The organism is Pseudomonas sp. HUK17, from assembly GCF_001566765.1.
The window spans coordinates 214,078-230,147 of the sequence record NZ_LSMW01000001.1; the positions used below are offsets into that span (position 1 = coordinate 214,078).

Annotated in this window: 17 protein-coding genes; 14 read left to right on the forward strand and 3 right to left on the reverse strand. The window is 63.5% G+C overall.

Going from position 1 to position 16,070, the window contains the following annotated elements; genetic code table 11:
* Positions 1-195: 195 nt before the first annotated feature.
* Both AX284_RS00950 and AX284_RS00955 read left to right on the forward strand, forming a co-directional pair.
* Positions 196-867, forward strand: a complete 672-nt coding sequence (locus AX284_RS00950) for a response regulator (protein ID WP_017640137.1) — start codon at positions 196-198, stop codon at positions 865-867.
* The gene (locus tag AX284_RS00955) at positions 860-2,263 is read left to right on the forward strand and encodes a sensor histidine kinase (protein ID WP_068383080.1); all 1,404 of its coding nucleotides are present in this window, start codon (positions 860-862) and stop codon (positions 2,261-2,263) included. The genes AX284_RS00950 and AX284_RS00955 overlap by 8 nt, the downstream gene beginning before the upstream one ends.
* A 175-nt stretch (positions 2,264-2,438) precedes the next feature.
* Here AX284_RS00955 and AX284_RS00960 read toward each other — a convergent pair whose 3' ends face one another.
* A complete protein-coding gene (locus tag AX284_RS00960) occupies positions 2,439-3,275 on the reverse strand; it encodes an HDOD domain-containing protein (protein WP_026083735.1) in 837 nt (278 codons plus the stop codon).
* A gap of 40 nt (positions 3,276-3,315) precedes the next feature.
* Complete coding sequence (gene ygfZ / locus AX284_RS00965; RefSeq protein ID WP_068383082.1) at positions 3,316-4,233, reverse strand: CAF17-like 4Fe-4S cluster assembly/insertion protein YgfZ; 918 nt, start codon at positions 4,231-4,233, stop codon at positions 3,316-3,318.
* A gap of 122 nt (positions 4,234-4,355) precedes the next feature.
* Here ygfZ and AX284_RS00970 point away from each other — a divergent pair, with 122 nt between their 5' ends.
* The gene (locus AX284_RS00970) at positions 4,356-4,613 is read left to right on the forward strand and encodes an FAD assembly factor SdhE (RefSeq protein WP_068383084.1); all 258 of its coding nucleotides are present in this window, start codon (positions 4,356-4,358) and stop codon (positions 4,611-4,613) included.
* Complete coding sequence (locus AX284_RS00975) at positions 4,597-5,049, forward strand: protein YgfX (RefSeq protein WP_017640142.1); 453 nt, start codon at positions 4,597-4,599, stop codon at positions 5,047-5,049. Before AX284_RS00970 ends, AX284_RS00975 begins: the two co-directional genes overlap by 17 nt.
* Here the strand turns inward: AX284_RS00975 and nadB are convergent.
* Positions 5,006-6,631 (reverse strand): L-aspartate oxidase, encoded by a 1,626-nt coding sequence (gene nadB, locus AX284_RS00980; protein WP_017640143.1) that lies wholly within the window; start codon positions 6,629-6,631, stop codon positions 5,006-5,008. The genes AX284_RS00975 and nadB overlap by 44 nt on opposite strands.
* A 331-nt stretch (positions 6,632-6,962) precedes the next feature.
* Between nadB and rpoE the strand changes: the two genes are divergently transcribed.
* The 10 genes from rpoE to pdxJ all read left to right on the forward strand — a co-directional run bounded on the left by rpoE (position 6,963) and on the right by pdxJ (position 15,965).
* Positions 6,963-7,544 carry an RNA polymerase sigma factor RpoE gene (rpoE, locus tag AX284_RS00985; RefSeq protein ID WP_026083736.1) on the forward strand — a complete coding sequence of 194 codons (582 nt, stop codon included), beginning with the start codon at positions 6,963-6,965 and terminating at the stop codon, positions 7,542-7,544.
* Between the two features lie 33 nt (positions 7,545-7,577).
* Complete coding sequence (locus tag AX284_RS00990) at positions 7,578-8,105, forward strand: sigma-E factor negative regulatory protein (RefSeq protein WP_017640146.1); 528 nt, start codon at positions 7,578-7,580, stop codon at positions 8,103-8,105.
* Between the two features lie 222 nt (positions 8,106-8,327).
* A complete protein-coding gene (locus AX284_RS00995) occupies positions 8,328-9,752 on the forward strand; it encodes a DegQ family serine endoprotease (protein ID WP_026083737.1) in 1,425 nt (474 codons plus the stop codon).
* 147 nt (positions 9,753-9,899) lie between these two features.
* Positions 9,900-11,699, forward strand: coding sequence for a translation elongation factor 4 (lepA, locus tag AX284_RS01000; protein ID WP_017640148.1), 1,800 nt, complete (start codon positions 9,900-9,902; stop codon positions 11,697-11,699).
* A gap of 5 nt (positions 11,700-11,704) precedes the next feature.
* Positions 11,705-12,559, forward strand: a complete 855-nt coding sequence (gene lepB, locus AX284_RS01005; protein ID WP_017640149.1) for a signal peptidase I — start codon at positions 11,705-11,707, stop codon at positions 12,557-12,559.
* Complete coding sequence (locus AX284_RS01010) at positions 12,556-12,951, forward strand: DUF4845 domain-containing protein (protein WP_017640150.1); 396 nt, start codon at positions 12,556-12,558, stop codon at positions 12,949-12,951. The genes lepB and AX284_RS01010 overlap by 4 nt, the downstream gene beginning before the upstream one ends.
* Positions 12,948-13,637: a ribonuclease III gene (gene rnc, locus AX284_RS01015; protein ID WP_064307342.1), complete on the forward strand. Its 690-nt coding sequence runs from the start codon at positions 12,948-12,950 to the stop codon at positions 13,635-13,637. Before AX284_RS01010 ends, rnc begins: the two co-directional genes overlap by 4 nt.
* Positions 13,630-14,535: a GTPase Era gene (era, locus tag AX284_RS01020; protein WP_017640152.1), complete on the forward strand. Its 906-nt coding sequence runs from the start codon at positions 13,630-13,632 to the stop codon at positions 14,533-14,535. The genes rnc and era overlap by 8 nt, the downstream gene beginning before the upstream one ends.
* A 2-nt stretch (positions 14,536-14,537) precedes the next feature.
* On the forward strand, positions 14,538-15,221 hold the full coding sequence (recO, locus tag AX284_RS01025) for a DNA repair protein RecO (protein ID WP_064307341.1): 684 nt from the start codon (positions 14,538-14,540) through the stop codon (positions 15,219-15,221).
* A 3-nt stretch (positions 15,222-15,224) separates the two neighbouring features.
* Complete coding sequence (gene pdxJ / locus AX284_RS01030) at positions 15,225-15,965, forward strand: pyridoxine 5'-phosphate synthase (protein ID WP_064307340.1); 741 nt, start codon at positions 15,225-15,227, stop codon at positions 15,963-15,965.
* Positions 15,966-16,070: the final 105 nt, after the last annotated feature.

Sequence of the window (16,070 nt, forward strand, 5' to 3'; positions counted from 1 at the left end):
TTGTTATTGTTGTTGGCCAACCAGGGGTGGCGCTTGGGCAAGCATCATGCGGTTCTGGGACCGCTACCTTTCACTCTAGACCGCCAAGCTTTCAACAGCCTTTCAATCGTGAAAGGCAGCAATAGTGCGGTTCCGGCTACAGGCCAGCTGGCCGGTATCCGGTAAACTCGAATCTTTTGAGCGGGAGCTGTCAGCGTGCGCATCCTATTGGTCGAAGATCATCCGCCACTGGCCGAAAGCGTCGCCCAGGCGCTCAAGAATGCCGGGCTCAACGTCGATCTGCTCAACGATGGCGTGGCCGCGGATCTGGCCCTGCAGAGTGAGAGCTACGCCCTGGCCATCCTTGATGTCGGCCTGCCGCGCATGGACGGCTTCGAGGTCCTGGCGCGCCTGCGCGAGCGCGGTGATCGCCTGCCGGTGCTGATGCTGACCGCCCGCGGCGAGGTCAAGGATCGGGTGCAGGGCCTCAATCTCGGTGCCGACGACTACCTGGCCAAGCCCTTCGAGCTCACCGAACTGGAAGCCCGGGTCAAGGCCCTGCTGCGCCGCAGCGTGCTGGGCGGGGATCGCCAGCAACGCTGCGGTCCACTGATCTATGACCTCAATACCTCGCGCTTCACCTTGGCGGAGGAAGCACTGTCGCTCACCTCCCGCGAGCACGCCGTACTGGCTGCGCTCATCGCCCGCCCCGGCCGGGTCATGAGCAAGGAGCAGCTCGCCTCGCAAGTCTTCGGCCTGGACGAGGAAGCCAGTCCCGAAGCCATCGAGATCTATGTGCATCGCCTGCGCAAGAAGCTGGAAGCCGGCGCGGTACGCATCGTCACCTTCCGCGGCCTGGGCTATCTGCTGGAAGAGCAGCATGGCTGACGTGGCGAAGGCCGCTGGCAGCCTGCGTGGCCGCCTGTTGCTGCGCATGGTCATCCTGCTCGCGGTGATCCTGGCGGTCAGCAGCCTGGCCGCCTATCTCAATGGCCGGCGCCTGGCCGACGTGGCCTATGATCGGACGTTGCTGGCCTCGGCCCGTACCATCGCCGCGGGCCTGTCCGCCAGCAACGGCACCCTGCGTGCCGATGTGCCCTACATCGCCCTGGACAACTTCGCCTACGACAACGTCGGACGCATCTTCTACCAGGTGCTGGACACCCGTGGCCGACTGATTTCCGGCTACGAGGAGATCCCGCCACCTCCACCGGACGCAGCCCTGACCCGCGACTATCCGGCCCTGGCGCGCTTCTACAACAGCACCTATCGCGGCAAGGACGTGCGGGTGGTCAGCCTGGCCCAGCCGGTCAGCCAGCCGGATCTCACCGGCATGGCCGAGATTCGTGTCGCCGAGACCGCCGAAGCCCGCGAAGAGGTGGCCCGCAGCCTGCTCACCGACACCCTGATCCGCCTGGGGCTGATGGGGCTGGGTGCCATCCTGCTGGTGTGGATGGCGGTGGGCGCCGCTCTGCGTCCCCTGGAGCGCCTGCGCCAGGCCGTGGAAGAGCGTGGGGTGGACGACCTGCGCCCGCTGCCCGAGGTGCGCGCGCCCCAGGAACTGCTGCCGCTGGTGCATGCCCTGGAAGGCTTCACCCTGCGTCTGCGCCGACTGTTCGAGCGCCAGGCCGACTTCATCGCCAACGCCGCCCATGAATTGCGCACCCCGCTGGCAGCGATCAAGGCGCGGGTCGAACTGGGCTTGCGCGAACGCGAGCCCCAGGCCTGGTACGCCACCCTGGAAGAAACCCGCACCAGCACCGATCGCCTGGCGCGCCTGGCCAATCAGCTGCTGTCGCTGGCACGGATCGAGAGTGGTGCCCAAGCCATCGCCGAAGGGGGCGCCGAGCGCCTGGAACTCAGCGAGCTGGCCAGGGAGCTGGCCATGGCGCTGGCCCCGCTGGCCCATGCCAAGGGCGTCGCCCTGGCCTTCGAGCCGTTCGCCAAGGCGCCGGTGATCGGCGAGCCGACGCTGCTCAACGAGCTGCTCTGCAATCTGGTGGAAAACGCCCTGGCCCACAGCCAGTCAGGTGGCAACATCGTGGTGCGGGTGTTGGCCCCGGCGGTGCTGGAGGTCGAGGATGACGGTCCCGGCATTCCCGCCAGCGCGCGGGCCAAGGTCTTCGAGCGCTTTCAGCGCCTGGATCCCCAGTCCGGTGGTGCCGGCCTGGGGCTGGCCATCGTCGGTGAGATCTGCGCCGCCCATCGCGCCCGCATCCAGTTGCTGGACGGCGCGCTCGGCGGGCTACGGGTAAGGGTCGAATTTCCCGCCGAGGAAGCCTAGGCCTTGTCTAAGAGTGCCTGTGCTTGGCCATGCTGCGTTAAAAATTCGCTGGATCGCCAGCCCGGCCGGAATGCTCATTTACCACTCGTAAACTCGTTCGCGAGCCCGGTCCGCTTCCTCACGGATTTTTGCCTTCCCTGACCTTCGCTCGGCGACTTTTCAGACAGGCCTAGACTCAGCCGAGCAGGGTGCGCGACTGTTCCACCGCGTCCCAGAAGGCCGGATCCTGAGCGGGGTCCGGCTGATTGTTCAGCCCCAGGCGGATGCCGGCGGGCAGCGTCTGGACCGAGCTCTCCTGCTGACCCTGACCCTGACGCTGCGCGTGCAGCTGCGAGGCGACCTGCACGATATCGGCATAGTCGGCCGCGGCGGGCTGGCGCTCCAGCGCCAGGTACTCCCGGGGTACGCAGGCGATGTCGGCCGGGAAATCCCAGACCTTGAGGATGCGTTCGCCGATCTGCGGATGGATGCGCGCGGTCACCTGATCGAGGGTGATGGCGTTGGCCAGCAATTCTTCCTGCTCTTCGGCATAGGTCAGGATCGGCAGCACGCCGATCTGGTGCACCAGGCCGGCGAGCAGGGCGCGGTCGGCCATCAGGCGGGTGTACCTCTTGCACAGCGCATGGCTGATGGCGGCGATCTCGGTGCCCTGGCTCCAGACCTCGCGCATCTTGCGATCTACGGCGTCGCTGGTGGCCTGGAACATCTGCTGCATGGCCAGACCCGTGGCCAGATTCGCCGTGTAGTTGATGCCCAGGCGTCCGACCGCCATCTGCAGGTCGGTGATCTCCTTGCTGGTGCGCAGCAGCGGGCTGTTGACCACCTTGATCAGGCGCGCCGTCAGGGCTGCGTCCATGGCGATCACCCGACTCAGCTCGGCGACGCCCACGTTGGGGTCTTCGGCCGCTTCTCTGACCTTCAGGGCCACCTCGGGAAGGGTGGGCAGCACCACGCGGTCCGTGTCTATCGCGTGGAGAAGATCCTGAACAACTTTTTCAGCAAGAGGAGTCATGACATACCTGTGTGAGGAGCGGAAAAGGCGATCCCAACCTTCAGCGCTTTATTTCACGATCGCTGTCGAGAGAGTAGGGCAAATCGAGTAAACGGCAGTTTGGCCCGTCCGAGCTGCCCAGCGCGATGCGCCCGTCAGCCACGGCATCGCCCTGCAGCACGGCCAGGAACTCGCAACCCTCGGCGCTTGGCGCGGCCAGTACCACCTCGCCCACGCTGCTGCCATGGACTGGCGAGAACAGCTCGGTGCCCACGGCAGGGGGCTGGTCGCTGCCGGCCAGGCGATAGAGACGCCGCTTGAGCTTGCCCAGGTACTGCATGCGCGCGACGATCTCCTGGCCGGTATAGCAGCCCTTGCGAAAGCTCACGCCATCCAGGGCCTGCAGGTTGATCATCTGTGGGACGAACAGCTCGCGGGTCGCGCCGAACAGCTGGCCCACGCCGGCCCGCACCTGGGCCAGCAGCCACTCATCGAGCGCGACCTCCGGCAAGGCCGGCACCGCTGCGTCCGCCGCGCGCCAGGTCTCGACCCGGCCATCCTCCAGCCGCAGGGCGAAGCCGTCATCGAGCGGCGCCACGGCATTGGCCTGGTCACCCAGCGCGATGTCGGGATAGGCACTGGCGAAGCCCGCAGCCGAGAGCCCGAGGCGTTGCCATTGGGCGCTTTCATCCGCGAGCGTCGACTTGGAGAAGACCGCATATTTCTTCAGATCGGCCAGCAGTGGCTCGACCAGTTCCGCGGCCATCGCCAACAGATAGCCGTCGGCCTGCTTGACGATGCGGAAGCTGGAGACTAGACGGCCCTTGGGCGTGCAGCGACCGCCCAGACCGGCCTGGTCGTCAGCGAGATAATTGAGGTTGCAGGTCAGCTGCCCCTGGAGAAACTTGGTCGCATCGACCCCGCGGATGGCCAGGACGCCTTCGTGGGTCAAGCGGCAGAAATACGGCGAGTTGGCCATTGCGGCTGCAGCTCCGTGTCGAGTGAAGCCGCTCATCATAGGCGCGCCCAGAGTGAATGTCAGGCGCACTGCGCGATGGGGCGCTTCAGGCTTATACTGCGCCGATTGTCGCAGGAGTCCCCATGAGTACCGAAGCTACCGAACTCAATAGATTGTACTGGCACAGCCGCCGCGGCATGCTGGAGCTGGATGTGTTGCTGGTGCCCTTCGTCAAGGAGGTCTATTCCTCCCTGACTGCCGAAGACCAGGCGCGCTATCGCAAGCTGCTCGAGTGCGAGGATCAGGACATGTTCCACTGGTTCATGCAGCGCGGCGAACCGGAAGACGCCGACCTGCAGATCATCGTGCGCATGATCCTGGACCGTGTCCAGCCGGCTTGAGCCCTTCGAATGCCGCTGGAGCGCCTCGGCGGGCCTCCTGCGGCTGCATGCCGTAGCGGCGTTCGCTGCAGGGATCAGCCCCTGGCTGACGGCCATTCCCTGGACGCTCAAAGCTCTCCTGACGCTGCTGGTGCTCTGGTCCTGGCAGCGTGTGCGCCAGCGGCAGCTCCAGCAGCGCTATCCGGAGGTTCCGCGGCGGCTACGGCATGGCGCCGAGGGGTGGCAGCTCTGGTCGCCGGCCAGTGGCTGGCAGGCTGTGCAATTATGCCCGGACAGCCTGGCATTGCCGCTGCTGGTGGTCCTGCGCTATCGCCTGCCTGGCGAAAGACTCACTCGCAGTCTCTGCATCGCCCGTGACAGCCTGACCGCGGACGCCCATCGCCGCCTGCGGGTCAGGCTTCGCTTCGCCCCGCGCCGGTTCGCGGCACCAGAATAGTGTCCCGGGCGGCGTCGCTGGCGAGCTGCGGATAGTCCAGGGTGAAATGCAGGCCGCGACTTTCCTGGCGGGCAAGGGCGCTCTCGATGATCAGCTCCGCCACCTGCGCCAGGTTGCGCAACTCGATCAGGTCGCGACTGACTCTATAGTTGCTATAGAACTCGTCGATCTCGTCCATCAGCAGCCGGATGCGATGGCGGGCGCGTACCAGGCGCTTGGTGGTGCGCACGATGCCGACGTAGTCCCACATGAAGCGCCGCAGTTCGTCCCAGTTGTGGGCGATGACCACGTCCTCGTCCGAGTCCGTCACCTGGCTGGCATCCCAGTCGGGCAGGTCGCGCGGCATGACGATCTCGGCCTCCTGCGCCTGGATGTCCAGCGCCGCCGAGCGGGCATAGACGAAGCACTCCAGCAACGAATTGCTGGCCATGCGATTGGCCCCATGCAGACCGGTGCAGCTGGTCTCGCCGATGGCGTAGAGGCCGGCGAGATCCGTGCGCCCATGCGCATCGACCCGCACGCCGCCACAGGTGTAGTGCGCCGCCGGTACCACCGGGATCGGATCGCGGGTAATGTCGATACCCAGCTCCAGGCAGCGCCGATGGACCGTGGGAAAGTGCTCCTGCACGAAGTCCGCCGGCTTGTGGCTGATATCGAGGAAGACGCAGTCGACGCCCAGGCGCTTCATCTCATGGTCGATGGCGCGGGCCACCACGTCCCGCGGTGCCAGATCGGCGCGGGGGTCGAAGCGCGGCATGAAGCGTTCGCCATCGGGCAGGCGCAACACCGCGCCCTCGCCACGCAGGGCTTCGGTGATCAGAAAGCTCCGCGCATGGGGGTGATAGAGGCAGGTGGGATGGAACTGGTTGAATTCCAGGTTGGCCACCGAGCAGCCGGCGCGCCAGGCCATGGCGATACCGTCGCCGCTGGCGCTGTCCTGGTTGGTGCTATAGAGGTAGGCCTTGCTGGCCCCGCCGGTAGCCAGCACCGTGAAGCGTGCGTGCAGGGTGTCCACCTGATCGCTGGTCCGGTCGAGCACATAGGCGCCCAGGCAACGGGCGCCCGGCCGGCCGAGCTTTTCCGTGGTGATCAGATCCACCGCCACGCGCTGGCTGAGCAGCTGGATGTTGGGGCGGCCTTCGGCGATGCGCAGCAGGGTGTCGAAGATGGCCATGCCGGTGGCATCGGCGGCGTGAATGATGCGTCGGTGGCTGTGGCCGCCTTCACGGGTCAGGTGAAAGCCCAGGCCGCCCTTGCCGGTGTCCTGTTCGCGAGTGAAGGGCACGCCCTGGTCGATCAGCCACTGCATGGCCTCGCGACTGTGCTCGACGGTGAAGCGCACGGCCCCTTCGTCACACAGTCCGGCGCCCGCGATTAGGGTATCCTGCACGTGCGCCTCGACGGTATCGCCCTCGTCCAGCACGGCGGCGACGCCACCCTGGGCCCAATAGGTCGAGCCTTGCGCCAATTCGCCTTTGCTCAAGACCGCGATCGACAGCGTCGCCGGCAGATTGAGCGCGAGCGTCAGGCCCGCGGCGCCGCTGCCGATTACCAGGACATCGAATTCCAGATGACGCGCCATGACGTTTCCTTCTCACCGAGACGGCGAGTATAGGAACAAGGCGGCTGACGGCATAGCCATCGCGCGGCATCGAGCAGGGAACTCGCGGGCGTGGAGCAGGGTCTATGTACAGATAATTGCTCATCCGTGCGGCGGGAATGCCCAGACGAGAATGAGCCATCTGCCAAAGCTAAATCAGTGACACCCAGGAGCGATCAGCAGCCATATTAGTGCTCGCTCATCAACTGCTGTGGAGGGGAGAACTTTCGTGCAACAGCCCAGTCTAGCAGCGCGCGTCGATAGTGAAAGCAAGGACGATAAAGAGCTGCAAGCCAAGGACAGCAAGCAAGCCCTGCCCACCCAGGAGCAGGATCAACAACTTGTCGAGCGCGTCCAGCGTGGTGACAAGCGTGCCTTCGACCTGCTGGTGCTCAAGTATCAGCACAAGATCCTCGGTCTGATCGTGCGTTTCGTCCACGATACCCAGGAAGCCCAGGACGTCGCTCAGGAGGCTTTTATCAAGGCCTATCGCGCGCTCGGGAACTTCCGCGGTGATAGCGCTTTCTACACCTGGCTTTATCGCATCGCCATCAACACGGCGAAAAACCATCTGGTTGCCCGGGGTCGTCGTCCACCGGACAGCGACGTCAGTGCCGAAGATGCGGAATTTTATGAAGGCGACCATGCTCTAAAGGATATCGAGTCCCCAGAGCGGTCCCTCTTGCGGGATGAGATCGAGGCCACCGTGCACCGTACCATCCAGCAACTCCCGGAAGATCTGCGTACCGCGCTGACCCTTCGTGAGTTCGAAGGCCTCAGCTACGAAGACATTGCTAATGTCATGCAGTGTCCGGTTGGAACGGTCCGGTCTCGGATTTTCCGAGCTCGGGAAGCGATAGACAAAGCATTGCAGCCCCTGCTGCGTGATGCATAGACAGCGGCGACAGCTTTTAGAGAGGTAATACGTATGAGTCGTGAAGCCCTGCTGGAATCCCTGTCCGCTGTTATGGATAACGAAGCGGACGAATTCGAAACCCGGCGTGTCATCGCCGAGGTCAGCAAGGACCCGGAATTGCGCGCCACCTGGTCGCGCTACGCCATGGTCAGCGCCGTGATTCGCGGCGAGCCCATGATGCCGAATCTGGACATCGCCAAGGGCGTTACCACCACGCTGGAGCGTGATGAGGTCGCCGCAGCCCCGGCAGCGCCCGTCGCTGCTCAGGTCAGCAAGGGTCGCTGGTCGAGCCTGGGTCGTGTCGCGGTTGCCGCGTCCGTGACCTTCGCCGTACTGGCGGGTGTGCGGATGTACAATCAGTCTGACGTCTCTACCCAGGGTCTGGCCCAGCAGGCGCCGAGCCAGCTGACCGTGCCGCAACCTGCGCGTAGCCCGGCCGTACTGGCCAGCTTCAGCGAAGAAAGCACCAAGGCCAACGCCGAAGCCAAGGCTGATCAGCCGGCGGTTGGTGAAAAGCAGGATGTTCCTGCCCAGCGTTGATTCGCTGGTCTCACCGCAGAAAGGGCGCCTGGAGTTAAGCTTCAGGTGCCCTTTTTTTGCCTGAAGGATTTTCGACCAGGTCGCAAAAAAGCTTCGAAAGCTATCGTTCAGCAAGGGCGTGCTATTTCTGCTGCCAGTCGTCACTGACTATGCCTCCCATCCGGGAAGGGCTGGTCGCCAGCGATGTGTTCAAGTCATTGGATAGAGTGGAGCTGCATGCGCATGCGCAATCTAAAGCATTACACGGCGGCCCTGATGGGGCTCTGGCTGATGGGACTGACGGCCATGGCTCGGGCCGATCTGCCGGATTTCACCGGCCTGGTCGAGGCAGCGTCTCCCGCGGTCGTCAATATCAGCACCCGACAGAAAATTCCCGAAGGTCGCGGCGCTGGCGCCATGACCATGCCGGACCTGGAAGGTCTGCCGCCGGGCATCCGTGAATTCTTCGAGCGCAGCATTCCGCAAATGCCGCGCAGTCCCCGTGGCAAGCAGGAGCAGGCCCAGTCGCTGGGTTCCGGCTTCATCATCTCTGCCGATGGCTACATCCTGACCAATAACCACGTGGTCGCCGATGCCGACGAGATCCTGGTGCGTCTCTCCGATCGCAGCGATCACACGGCCAAGCTGATCGGCGCGGATCCCCGTACCGACGTGGCCCTGCTGAAGATCGATGCCAAAGATCTGCCCACCCTCAAGCTGGGCAGCTCCGATCAATTGAAGGTCGGCGAATGGGTATTGGCCATCGGCTCGCCCTTCGGCTTCGATCATTCGGTCACCGCCGGTATCGTCAGCGCCAAGGGCCGTAGCCTACCCAACGAAAGCTACGTGCCCTTCATCCAGACCGACGTTGCCATCAATCCGGGCAACTCCGGTGGCCCGCTGTTCAACCTCAAGGGTGAGGTGGTCGGGATCAACTCGCAGATCTTCACCCGCTCCGGTGGCTTCATGGGGCTGTCCTTCGCCATCCCGATCGACGTGGCCATGAACGTGGCCAATCAGCTGAAGACCGAAGGCAAGGTCAGCCGTGGCTGGCTCGGTGTGGTCATCCAGGAAGTGGACAAGGATCTCGCCGAGTCCTTCGGCCTGGATCGTCCGGCCGGTGCCCTGGTCGCCCAGATTCTGGACGACGGCCCGGCAGCCAAGAGCGGCATCAAGGTCGGCGACGTCATCCTCTCGGTCAACGGCCAGAAGATCGAGGAATCCGCCGACCTGCCGCACCTGATCGGCAACCTCAAGCCGGGCGCCAAGGCCGACATGGAGGTCATCCGCGAAGGCAAGCGGCAGAACCTCAGCGTCACCGTGGGCGACATGCCCAAGGACGACCAGGCCACGTCCGGTGGCGAACGCGGTTCCGATCGGGCCAGCAATCGCCTGGGGATCGCCGTGGCCAACCTGACCGCCGAGCAGAAGAAGACCATGGATATCCAGAGCGGTGTGGTCATTAACAAGCTCAGTGGCGACGGTCCCGCCGCGGCCATCGGTCTGCGTCCGGGCGATGTCATCACCCATCTGAACAACCAGCCCATCGAATCCGCCACGGCCTTCGAGAAGATCACCTCGGCACTGCCGGCGGGTCGCTCCATCTCGATGCGCGTGGTGCGCGAGGGCCGCGCCAGCTTCATCACCTTCAAGCTGCCAGGCAAGTAAGGACCGGGTAGGGGAGTGGGGGCAGGTGACTGCCCCTTCTTTTTGTCCGCTCGAACGGCGCGAGTCCCCTTGTTTGCCGCATTCAGGTAAACTCCCCCGCTATTTTCCCGGCGGATGTTCCGCTGCTGGCTATTCGAGTGCTGATTCGTGAGTGATCTGAGCCATATCCGCAATTTCTCCATCATCGCCCACATCGATCACGGCAAGTCGACGCTTGCGGATCGGTTTATCCAGATCTGTGGTGGTTTGAGCGACCGAGAAATGGAGGCCCAGGTCCTGGATTCCATGGATCTCGAGCGCGAGCGCGGCATCACCATCAAGGCCCACAGCGTCACGCTGTACTACAAGGCTCAGGACGGCAAGACCTACCAGCTCAACTTCATCGATACCCCCGGCCACGTCGACTTCACCTACGAAGTCAGCCGTTCGCTGGCCGCCTGCGAAGGCGCGCTGCTGGTGGTGGATGCGGGCCAGGGCGTGGAAGCCCAGTCGGTCGCCAACTGCTACACCGCCATTGAGCAGGGCCTCGAGGTCATGCCGGTGCTGAACAAGATGGACCTGCCCCAGGCCGAGCCGGACAAGGTCAAGGCCGAGATCGAGCACATCATCGGCATCGACGCCACCGACGCCGTGCCCTGCAGCGCCAAGAGCGGCATGGGCGTACCCGAGGTGCTGGAGCAACTGGTCAAGGTCATCCCGCCGCCCGAAGGGGAAATCGACGCGCCCCTGCAGGCGCTGATCATCGATTCCTGGTTCGACAACTACCTGGGCGTCGTCTCGCTGGTGCGCGTCAAGCACGGGCGGGTCAAGAAGGGCGACAAGATCCTGGTCAAGTCCACCGGCAAGGTGCACCAGGTCGACAGCGTCGGCGTCTTCTCGCCCAAGCACACCGAAATGCCCGATCTGAAGGCCGGTGAAGTGGGCTTCATCATCGCCGGCATCAAGGAAATTCTCGGTGCCCCGGTCGGCGATACCCTGACCCTCAGTGCCACCCCCGACGTGGCCATGCTGCCGGGCTTCCAGCGGGTCAAGCCGCAGGTCTACGCCGGTCTGTTCCCGGTCAGCTCCGATGACTTCGAGGACTTCCGCGAAGCGCTGCAGAAGCTCACCCTCAACGACGCGGCCCTGCAATACGAGCCGGAAAGCTCCGAGGCCCTCGGCTTCGGCTTCCGCATCGGCTTCCTCGGCATGCTGCACATGGAGATCATCCAGGAGCGCCTGGAACGCGAATACGATCTCGACCTCATCACCACCGCGCCGACCGTGGTCTTCGAGGTGGTGCTCAAGGATGGCAGCACCATCTATGTCGACAACCCGTCGAAGCTGCCGGACCTGGCCTCCGTCGCCGAGATGCGCGAGCCCATCGTCCGCGCCAATATCCTGGTGCCCCAGGAGCACCTGGGCAACGTCATCACCCTGTGCATCGAGAAGCGTGGCGTCCAGCGCGACATGCAGTTCCTCAGCAGCCAGGTGCAGGTCAGCTACGACCTGCCGATGAACGAGGTGGTGCTGGACTTCTTCGACCGCCTCAAGTCGGTGAGCCGTGGCTATGCCTCGCTGGACTACAGCTTCGATCGCTTCGAAGCCGCCAGCCTGGTCAAGCTCGATGTCCTCATCAACGGCGAGAAGGTCGACGCCCTGGCCCTGATCGTCCATCGTGACAAGGCGCACTACAAGGGTCGCGCCCTGACCGAGAAGATGAAGGAATTGATTCCCAGGCAGATGTTCGACGTGGCGATCCAGGCGGCGATTGGCGGTCAGATCGTCGCCCGTACCACCGTCAAGGCGCTGCGCAAGAACGTTCTGGCCAAGTGCTACGGCGGTGACGTCTCCCGTAAGCGCAAGCTGCTGGAAAAGCAGAAGGCGGGCAAGAAGCGCATGAAGCAAGTCGGTAGCGTGGAGATTCCTCAGGAGGCCTTCCTGGCCGTGCTCAAGGTGGATAGCTGAAGCCCATGTCTTTGAACTTCCCTCTGTTGCTGGTTCTCGCGGTCGCCGTCTGCGGCGCCCTGGCCCTCATCGACCTGCTGGTGCTCGCACCGCGTCGTCGCAAGGCGATCCAGACCTACGGGCAGCAGGTCAGCGAGCCCGATCCGGCGGTACTGGAGCAGTTGAACAAGGAGCCGGCGCTGGTCGAGTACGGAAAGTCCTTCTTTCCCGTCCTCGCCATCGTGCTGATCCTGAGGTCGTTCCTGGTTGAGCCCTTCCAGATTCCGTCGGGCTCCATGAAGCCGACCCTGGAAGTGGGCGATTTCATCCTGGTGAACAAATTCGCCTATGGCATTCGCCTGCCGGTGATCGATCTCAAGGTCATCCCGATCGGCGATCCCCAGCGTGGTGACGTCATGGTGTTCCGCTATCCTAGCGATCCCAGCGTCAACTACATCAAGCGCGTCATCGGTGTGCCGGGGGATACCATCCGCTACACCAGCGACAAGCAGCTGTACGTCAACGGCCAGCGCGTCAGCGAGGAGCTGGTGGGCGACGAGCCGGGTTCGCTGGGCAGCGTCAAGCTGTTCAAGGAACAACTGGGCAAGGCCGAGCACCTGATTCGCGAAGAGATGACCCGCTACCGCGTGGAACCCGACCATGAGTGGAAGGTGCCTGCCGGTCACTACTTCATGATGGGTGACAACCGCGACAACTCCAACGATAGTCGCTACTGGGACGATCCCAGTATTCCCCGTGACCTGCTCGGCATGGTTCCCGACCGCAACATCGTCGGCAAGGCCTTCGCCGTCTGGCTGAGCTGGCCGGAGCCCAAGCTGCAGAGCATGCCCACCCTGTCTCGCGTAGGTATCATCAGATGAATGAACGCAGAGTGCCTGGTCGTCCGTCGCGTCAGCAGGGGCTGTCGTTTCTCGGTGGTCTGCTCGCACTCTGCATCATCGCTTTCCTGGCCAGTACGGCCATGAAACTCGCGCCCCATTACCTGGACTACAATGCTCTGACCAAGGTCATCGAATCCATCGGCGACAATCCCGATAACCAGATTCGCAGCGTGTCCGACGTCTACAGCTATGTGGGGAAGGGGATGCAGGTAAACGACATCCGTGATCTCGATCTGCAAAAGGCCATGCGCGTCGAAGCCGAAGGCAATCACCTGCAGATCCACCTCGACTATGAAAAACGTGAACACCTGATCCGCAACATCGATCTGGTCGTTCGTTTCAATCGTGATTTCCGTATAAATCTCCCGTGACTTTATCTCTAGATCGCCTCGAGCGTCGGCTGGGTTATACCTTCAAGGACCCGGACCTGATGCTGCTCGCCCTCACGCACCGCAGCTTTGCCGGTCGCAACAACGAACGCCTGGAATTTCTCGGCGACGCCATCCTCAACTTCATCATCGGCGAAGCCCTCTACGATCACTTCCCTCAGGCCCGCGAAGGTCAGCTGTCCCGTCTGCGGGCCAAGTTGGTGAAGGGCGAGACCCTGGCGCTGCTGGCTCGCAGTTTCGAACTGGGTGATTACCTGCGCCTGGGCTCCGGTGAACTCAAGAGCGGTGGCTTTCGCCGCGAATCCATCCTCGCCGATGCCATGGAAGCTCTGATTGGCGGCATCTATCTGGATGCCGGCATGGACGCCGCCAAGGATCGGGTCATGGCCTGGCTCGGGCCGCAACTACGCGAGTTGACGCCGGTGGATACCAACAAGGATCCCAAGACCCGGCTGCAGGAGTTCCTCCAGGCACGCGCCTGCGACCTGCCGCGCTACGAGGTGGTCGCCATCGAAGGAGAGCCCCATTGCCGGGTCTTCTTCGTCGAATGCGAGATCGCCATGCTCAATGAGAAAACGACGGGGCAGGGCGTCAGTCGCCGCATCGCCGAACAGATAGCTGCCTCGGCGGCCTTGATCGCCCTGGGCGTGGAGAATGGTCATGAATGATGAGCTGAAGGCATCGCGCTGCGGCTACGTAGCCATCGTGGGTCGCCCCAACGTCGGCAAGTCCACGCTGCTCAACCATATCCTCGGACAGAAGCTGGCCATCACCTCGCGCAAGCCGCAGACGACCCGGCACAACATGCTCGGCATCAAGACCGAGGGTGAGGTGCAGACCATCTATGTGGATACCCCTGGTCTGCACAAGGAAAACCAGAAGGCGCTCAACCGCTTCATGAACAAGACGGCCGTCACCGCCCTGCGCGATGTGGATGTCGTGGTGTTCGTGGTCGACCGTACCCGCTGGACCGACGAAGACCAGATGGTGCTGGAGCGGGTCCGCTTCGTGAAGTGCCCGGTGCTGCTCGCCGTCAACAAGATGGATCGCCTGGAAGACAAGGCCGACATGCTGCCGCACCTGCAATGGCTGCAGGAGCAGCTGCCGGAAGCGACGCTCATTCCGGTTTCCGCCCAGCACGGCCACAATCTCGATGCCCTTGAAGAGCTGGTGGCCGAGCGCCTACCGGAAGGCGACCACTTCTTCCCCGAAGACCAGATCACCGACAGATCCAGTCGCTTCCTGGCGGCCGAGTTGATTCGCGAAAAGATCATGCGTCAGTTGGGGGCGGAATTGCCCTATCAGGTCGCCGTCGAGATCGAGGAATTCAAGTACGAGAACGGAGTGTTGCACATCCATGGCCTGATCCTGGTCGAGCGCGATGGTCAGAAGAAGATCCTCATCGGTCAGGCTGGCGAGCGCATCAAGCGCATCGGCCAGGAAGCCCGCCAGGACATGGAAACCCTGTTCGACGCCAAGGTCATGCTCAATCTCTGGGTCAAGGTCAAAGGCGGCTGGTCCGATGACGAGCGCGCCCTGCGCTCTCTGGGTTACTCCGACCTCTAGCGATGCAGGCGTCTGAGCCGCTGTTCGTCCTGCATGCGCGCCCCTATCGGGAAAGCAGTGCGCTGGTGGATGTGTTCGGCGCCTTCGGCCGGGTCCGCACGGTGTTGCGCGCGGCCCGCTCCCGTTCCGGAAGTCTGGCCAGGCCCTTCATTCCCCTCGAAGCCCAGCTCAGCGGGCGCGGGGAGCTGAAGAATCTGCAGAAGGTGGCGGCCCTGGCGCCGCCTTTTCTACTCCAGGGGCAGGGGCTATTCAGTGGCTTCTATCTCAATGAGCTGCTGGTCAGGCTGCTACCCGCCGAAGATCCCTATCCCGCCCTCTTCGAGCTCTATGGTCTGACCCTCGCTGCCCTAGCCCAGGGTCGTCCTGTCGAACCCCTGCTGCGCACCTTCGAATGGCGTCTGCTTGATCTGCTGGGCTACGGTTTCTCGCTGTCCCTGGCCCTGGATGGCCAGGCCATTGACGCCCAGCGCCTCTATCGCTTCATTCCGGACCAGGGCTTCGAGCCCGTCGACGAGGTGCGCCCGGGTTGTCTGGCCGGCGCGGAAATCCTGGCACTGGAGCGTGGCGAATGGGACGATCCTACGGTAGTCCGCGCTGCCAAGCGCCTGATGCGCCAGGCCCTGGCGCCGCACCTGGGCAGCAAACCCCTCATGAGTCGCGAATTGTTCGCCAAGCCAAGTGAATAAGCCATGAAAGACTTCAGTCGTGTTCTGTTGGGCGTCAACATCGATCATGTCGCCACCCTGCGTCAGGCGCGGGGTACCCGCTATCCCGATCCGGTCAAGGCGGCGCTGGACGCCGAGGAGGCGGGAGCGGATGGCATCACCCTGCATCTGCGCGAGGACCGTCGCCATATCCAGGAGCGGGATGTCCGCCTGCTGCGTGACCTCCTGCAGACCCGCATGAATCTCGAAGTGGCCCTGACGGCTGAAATGCTGGCATTCGCTCGCGAGATCCGTCCCGAGCACGTCTGCCTGGTGCCCGAGCGCCGGGAAGAACTGACCACCGAAGGTGGCCTGGATGTAGTGGGGCAGGTCCAGCGTATCCGCGACGCCATCGCTGCACTGCCCGCTTCGGAAGTATCCCTCTTTATAGATCCCGATCTGCAGCAGATCCAGGCGGCCAAGGACAGTGGTGCTCCGGTGATCGAACTCCACACCGGTCGCTACGCCGAAGCGGAGACCCAGGAAGAGCAAGCCCATGAGCTGCAGCGGCTGGCCAAGGCGGTGGAATTCGCCACTGGCCTCGGGCTGGTGGTCAATGCCGGCCATGGCCTGCACTACCACAATGTCCAACCCATCGCGGCGCTGCCGGGCATCAACGAACTGAACATCGGCCATGCCATCGTCGCCCAGGCCGTCTTCGTCGGCTTCAAGCAGGCGGTCAGGGACATGGCCGAATTGATCCGCTGCAACTCGATCGTAAAATAACTGTTGACCTGCTCTGAAACTCCCCTATAATGCGCCCCACTTCCGGCGCAGACGCTGAAGCGGCTTGAAAATCAAGCACTTAGGTCTGAGCCGGGCGAGGGGTCC

Bases quoted from the DNA above. Each gene is read 5' to 3' on its own strand.
- AX284_RS00955 (WP_068383080.1), top strand. From the start codon at position 860: ATGGCTGACGTGGCGAAGGCCGCTGGCAGCCTGCGTGGCCGCCTGTTG.
- AX284_RS00960 (WP_026083735.1), bottom strand. From the start codon at position 3,275: ATGACTCCTCTTGCTGAAAAAGTTGTTCAGGATCTTCTCCACGCGATA.
- ygfZ (WP_068383082.1), bottom strand. From the start codon at position 4,233: ATGGCCAACTCGCCGTATTTCTGCCGCTTGACCCACGAAGGCGTCCTG.
- AX284_RS00970 (WP_068383084.1), top strand. From the start codon at position 4,356: ATGAGTACCGAAGCTACCGAACTCAATAGATTGTACTGGCACAGCCGC.
- nadB (WP_017640143.1), bottom strand. From the start codon at position 6,631: ATGGCGCGTCATCTGGAATTCGATGTCCTGGTAATCGGCAGCGGCGCC.
- AX284_RS00990 (WP_017640146.1), top strand. From the start codon at position 7,578: ATGAGTCGTGAAGCCCTGCTGGAATCCCTGTCCGCTGTTATGGATAAC.
- AX284_RS00995 (WP_026083737.1), top strand. From the start codon at position 8,328: ATGCGCAATCTAAAGCATTACACGGCGGCCCTGATGGGGCTCTGGCTG.
- lepB (WP_017640149.1), top strand. From the start codon at position 11,705: ATGTCTTTGAACTTCCCTCTGTTGCTGGTTCTCGCGGTCGCCGTCTGC.
- AX284_RS01010 (WP_017640150.1), top strand. From the start codon at position 12,556: ATGAATGAACGCAGAGTGCCTGGTCGTCCGTCGCGTCAGCAGGGGCTG.
- era (WP_017640152.1), top strand. From the start codon at position 13,630: ATGAATGATGAGCTGAAGGCATCGCGCTGCGGCTACGTAGCCATCGTG.
- recO (WP_064307341.1), top strand. From the start codon at position 14,538: ATGCAGGCGTCTGAGCCGCTGTTCGTCCTGCATGCGCGCCCCTATCGG.
- pdxJ (WP_064307340.1), top strand. From the start codon at position 15,225: ATGAAAGACTTCAGTCGTGTTCTGTTGGGCGTCAACATCGATCATGTC.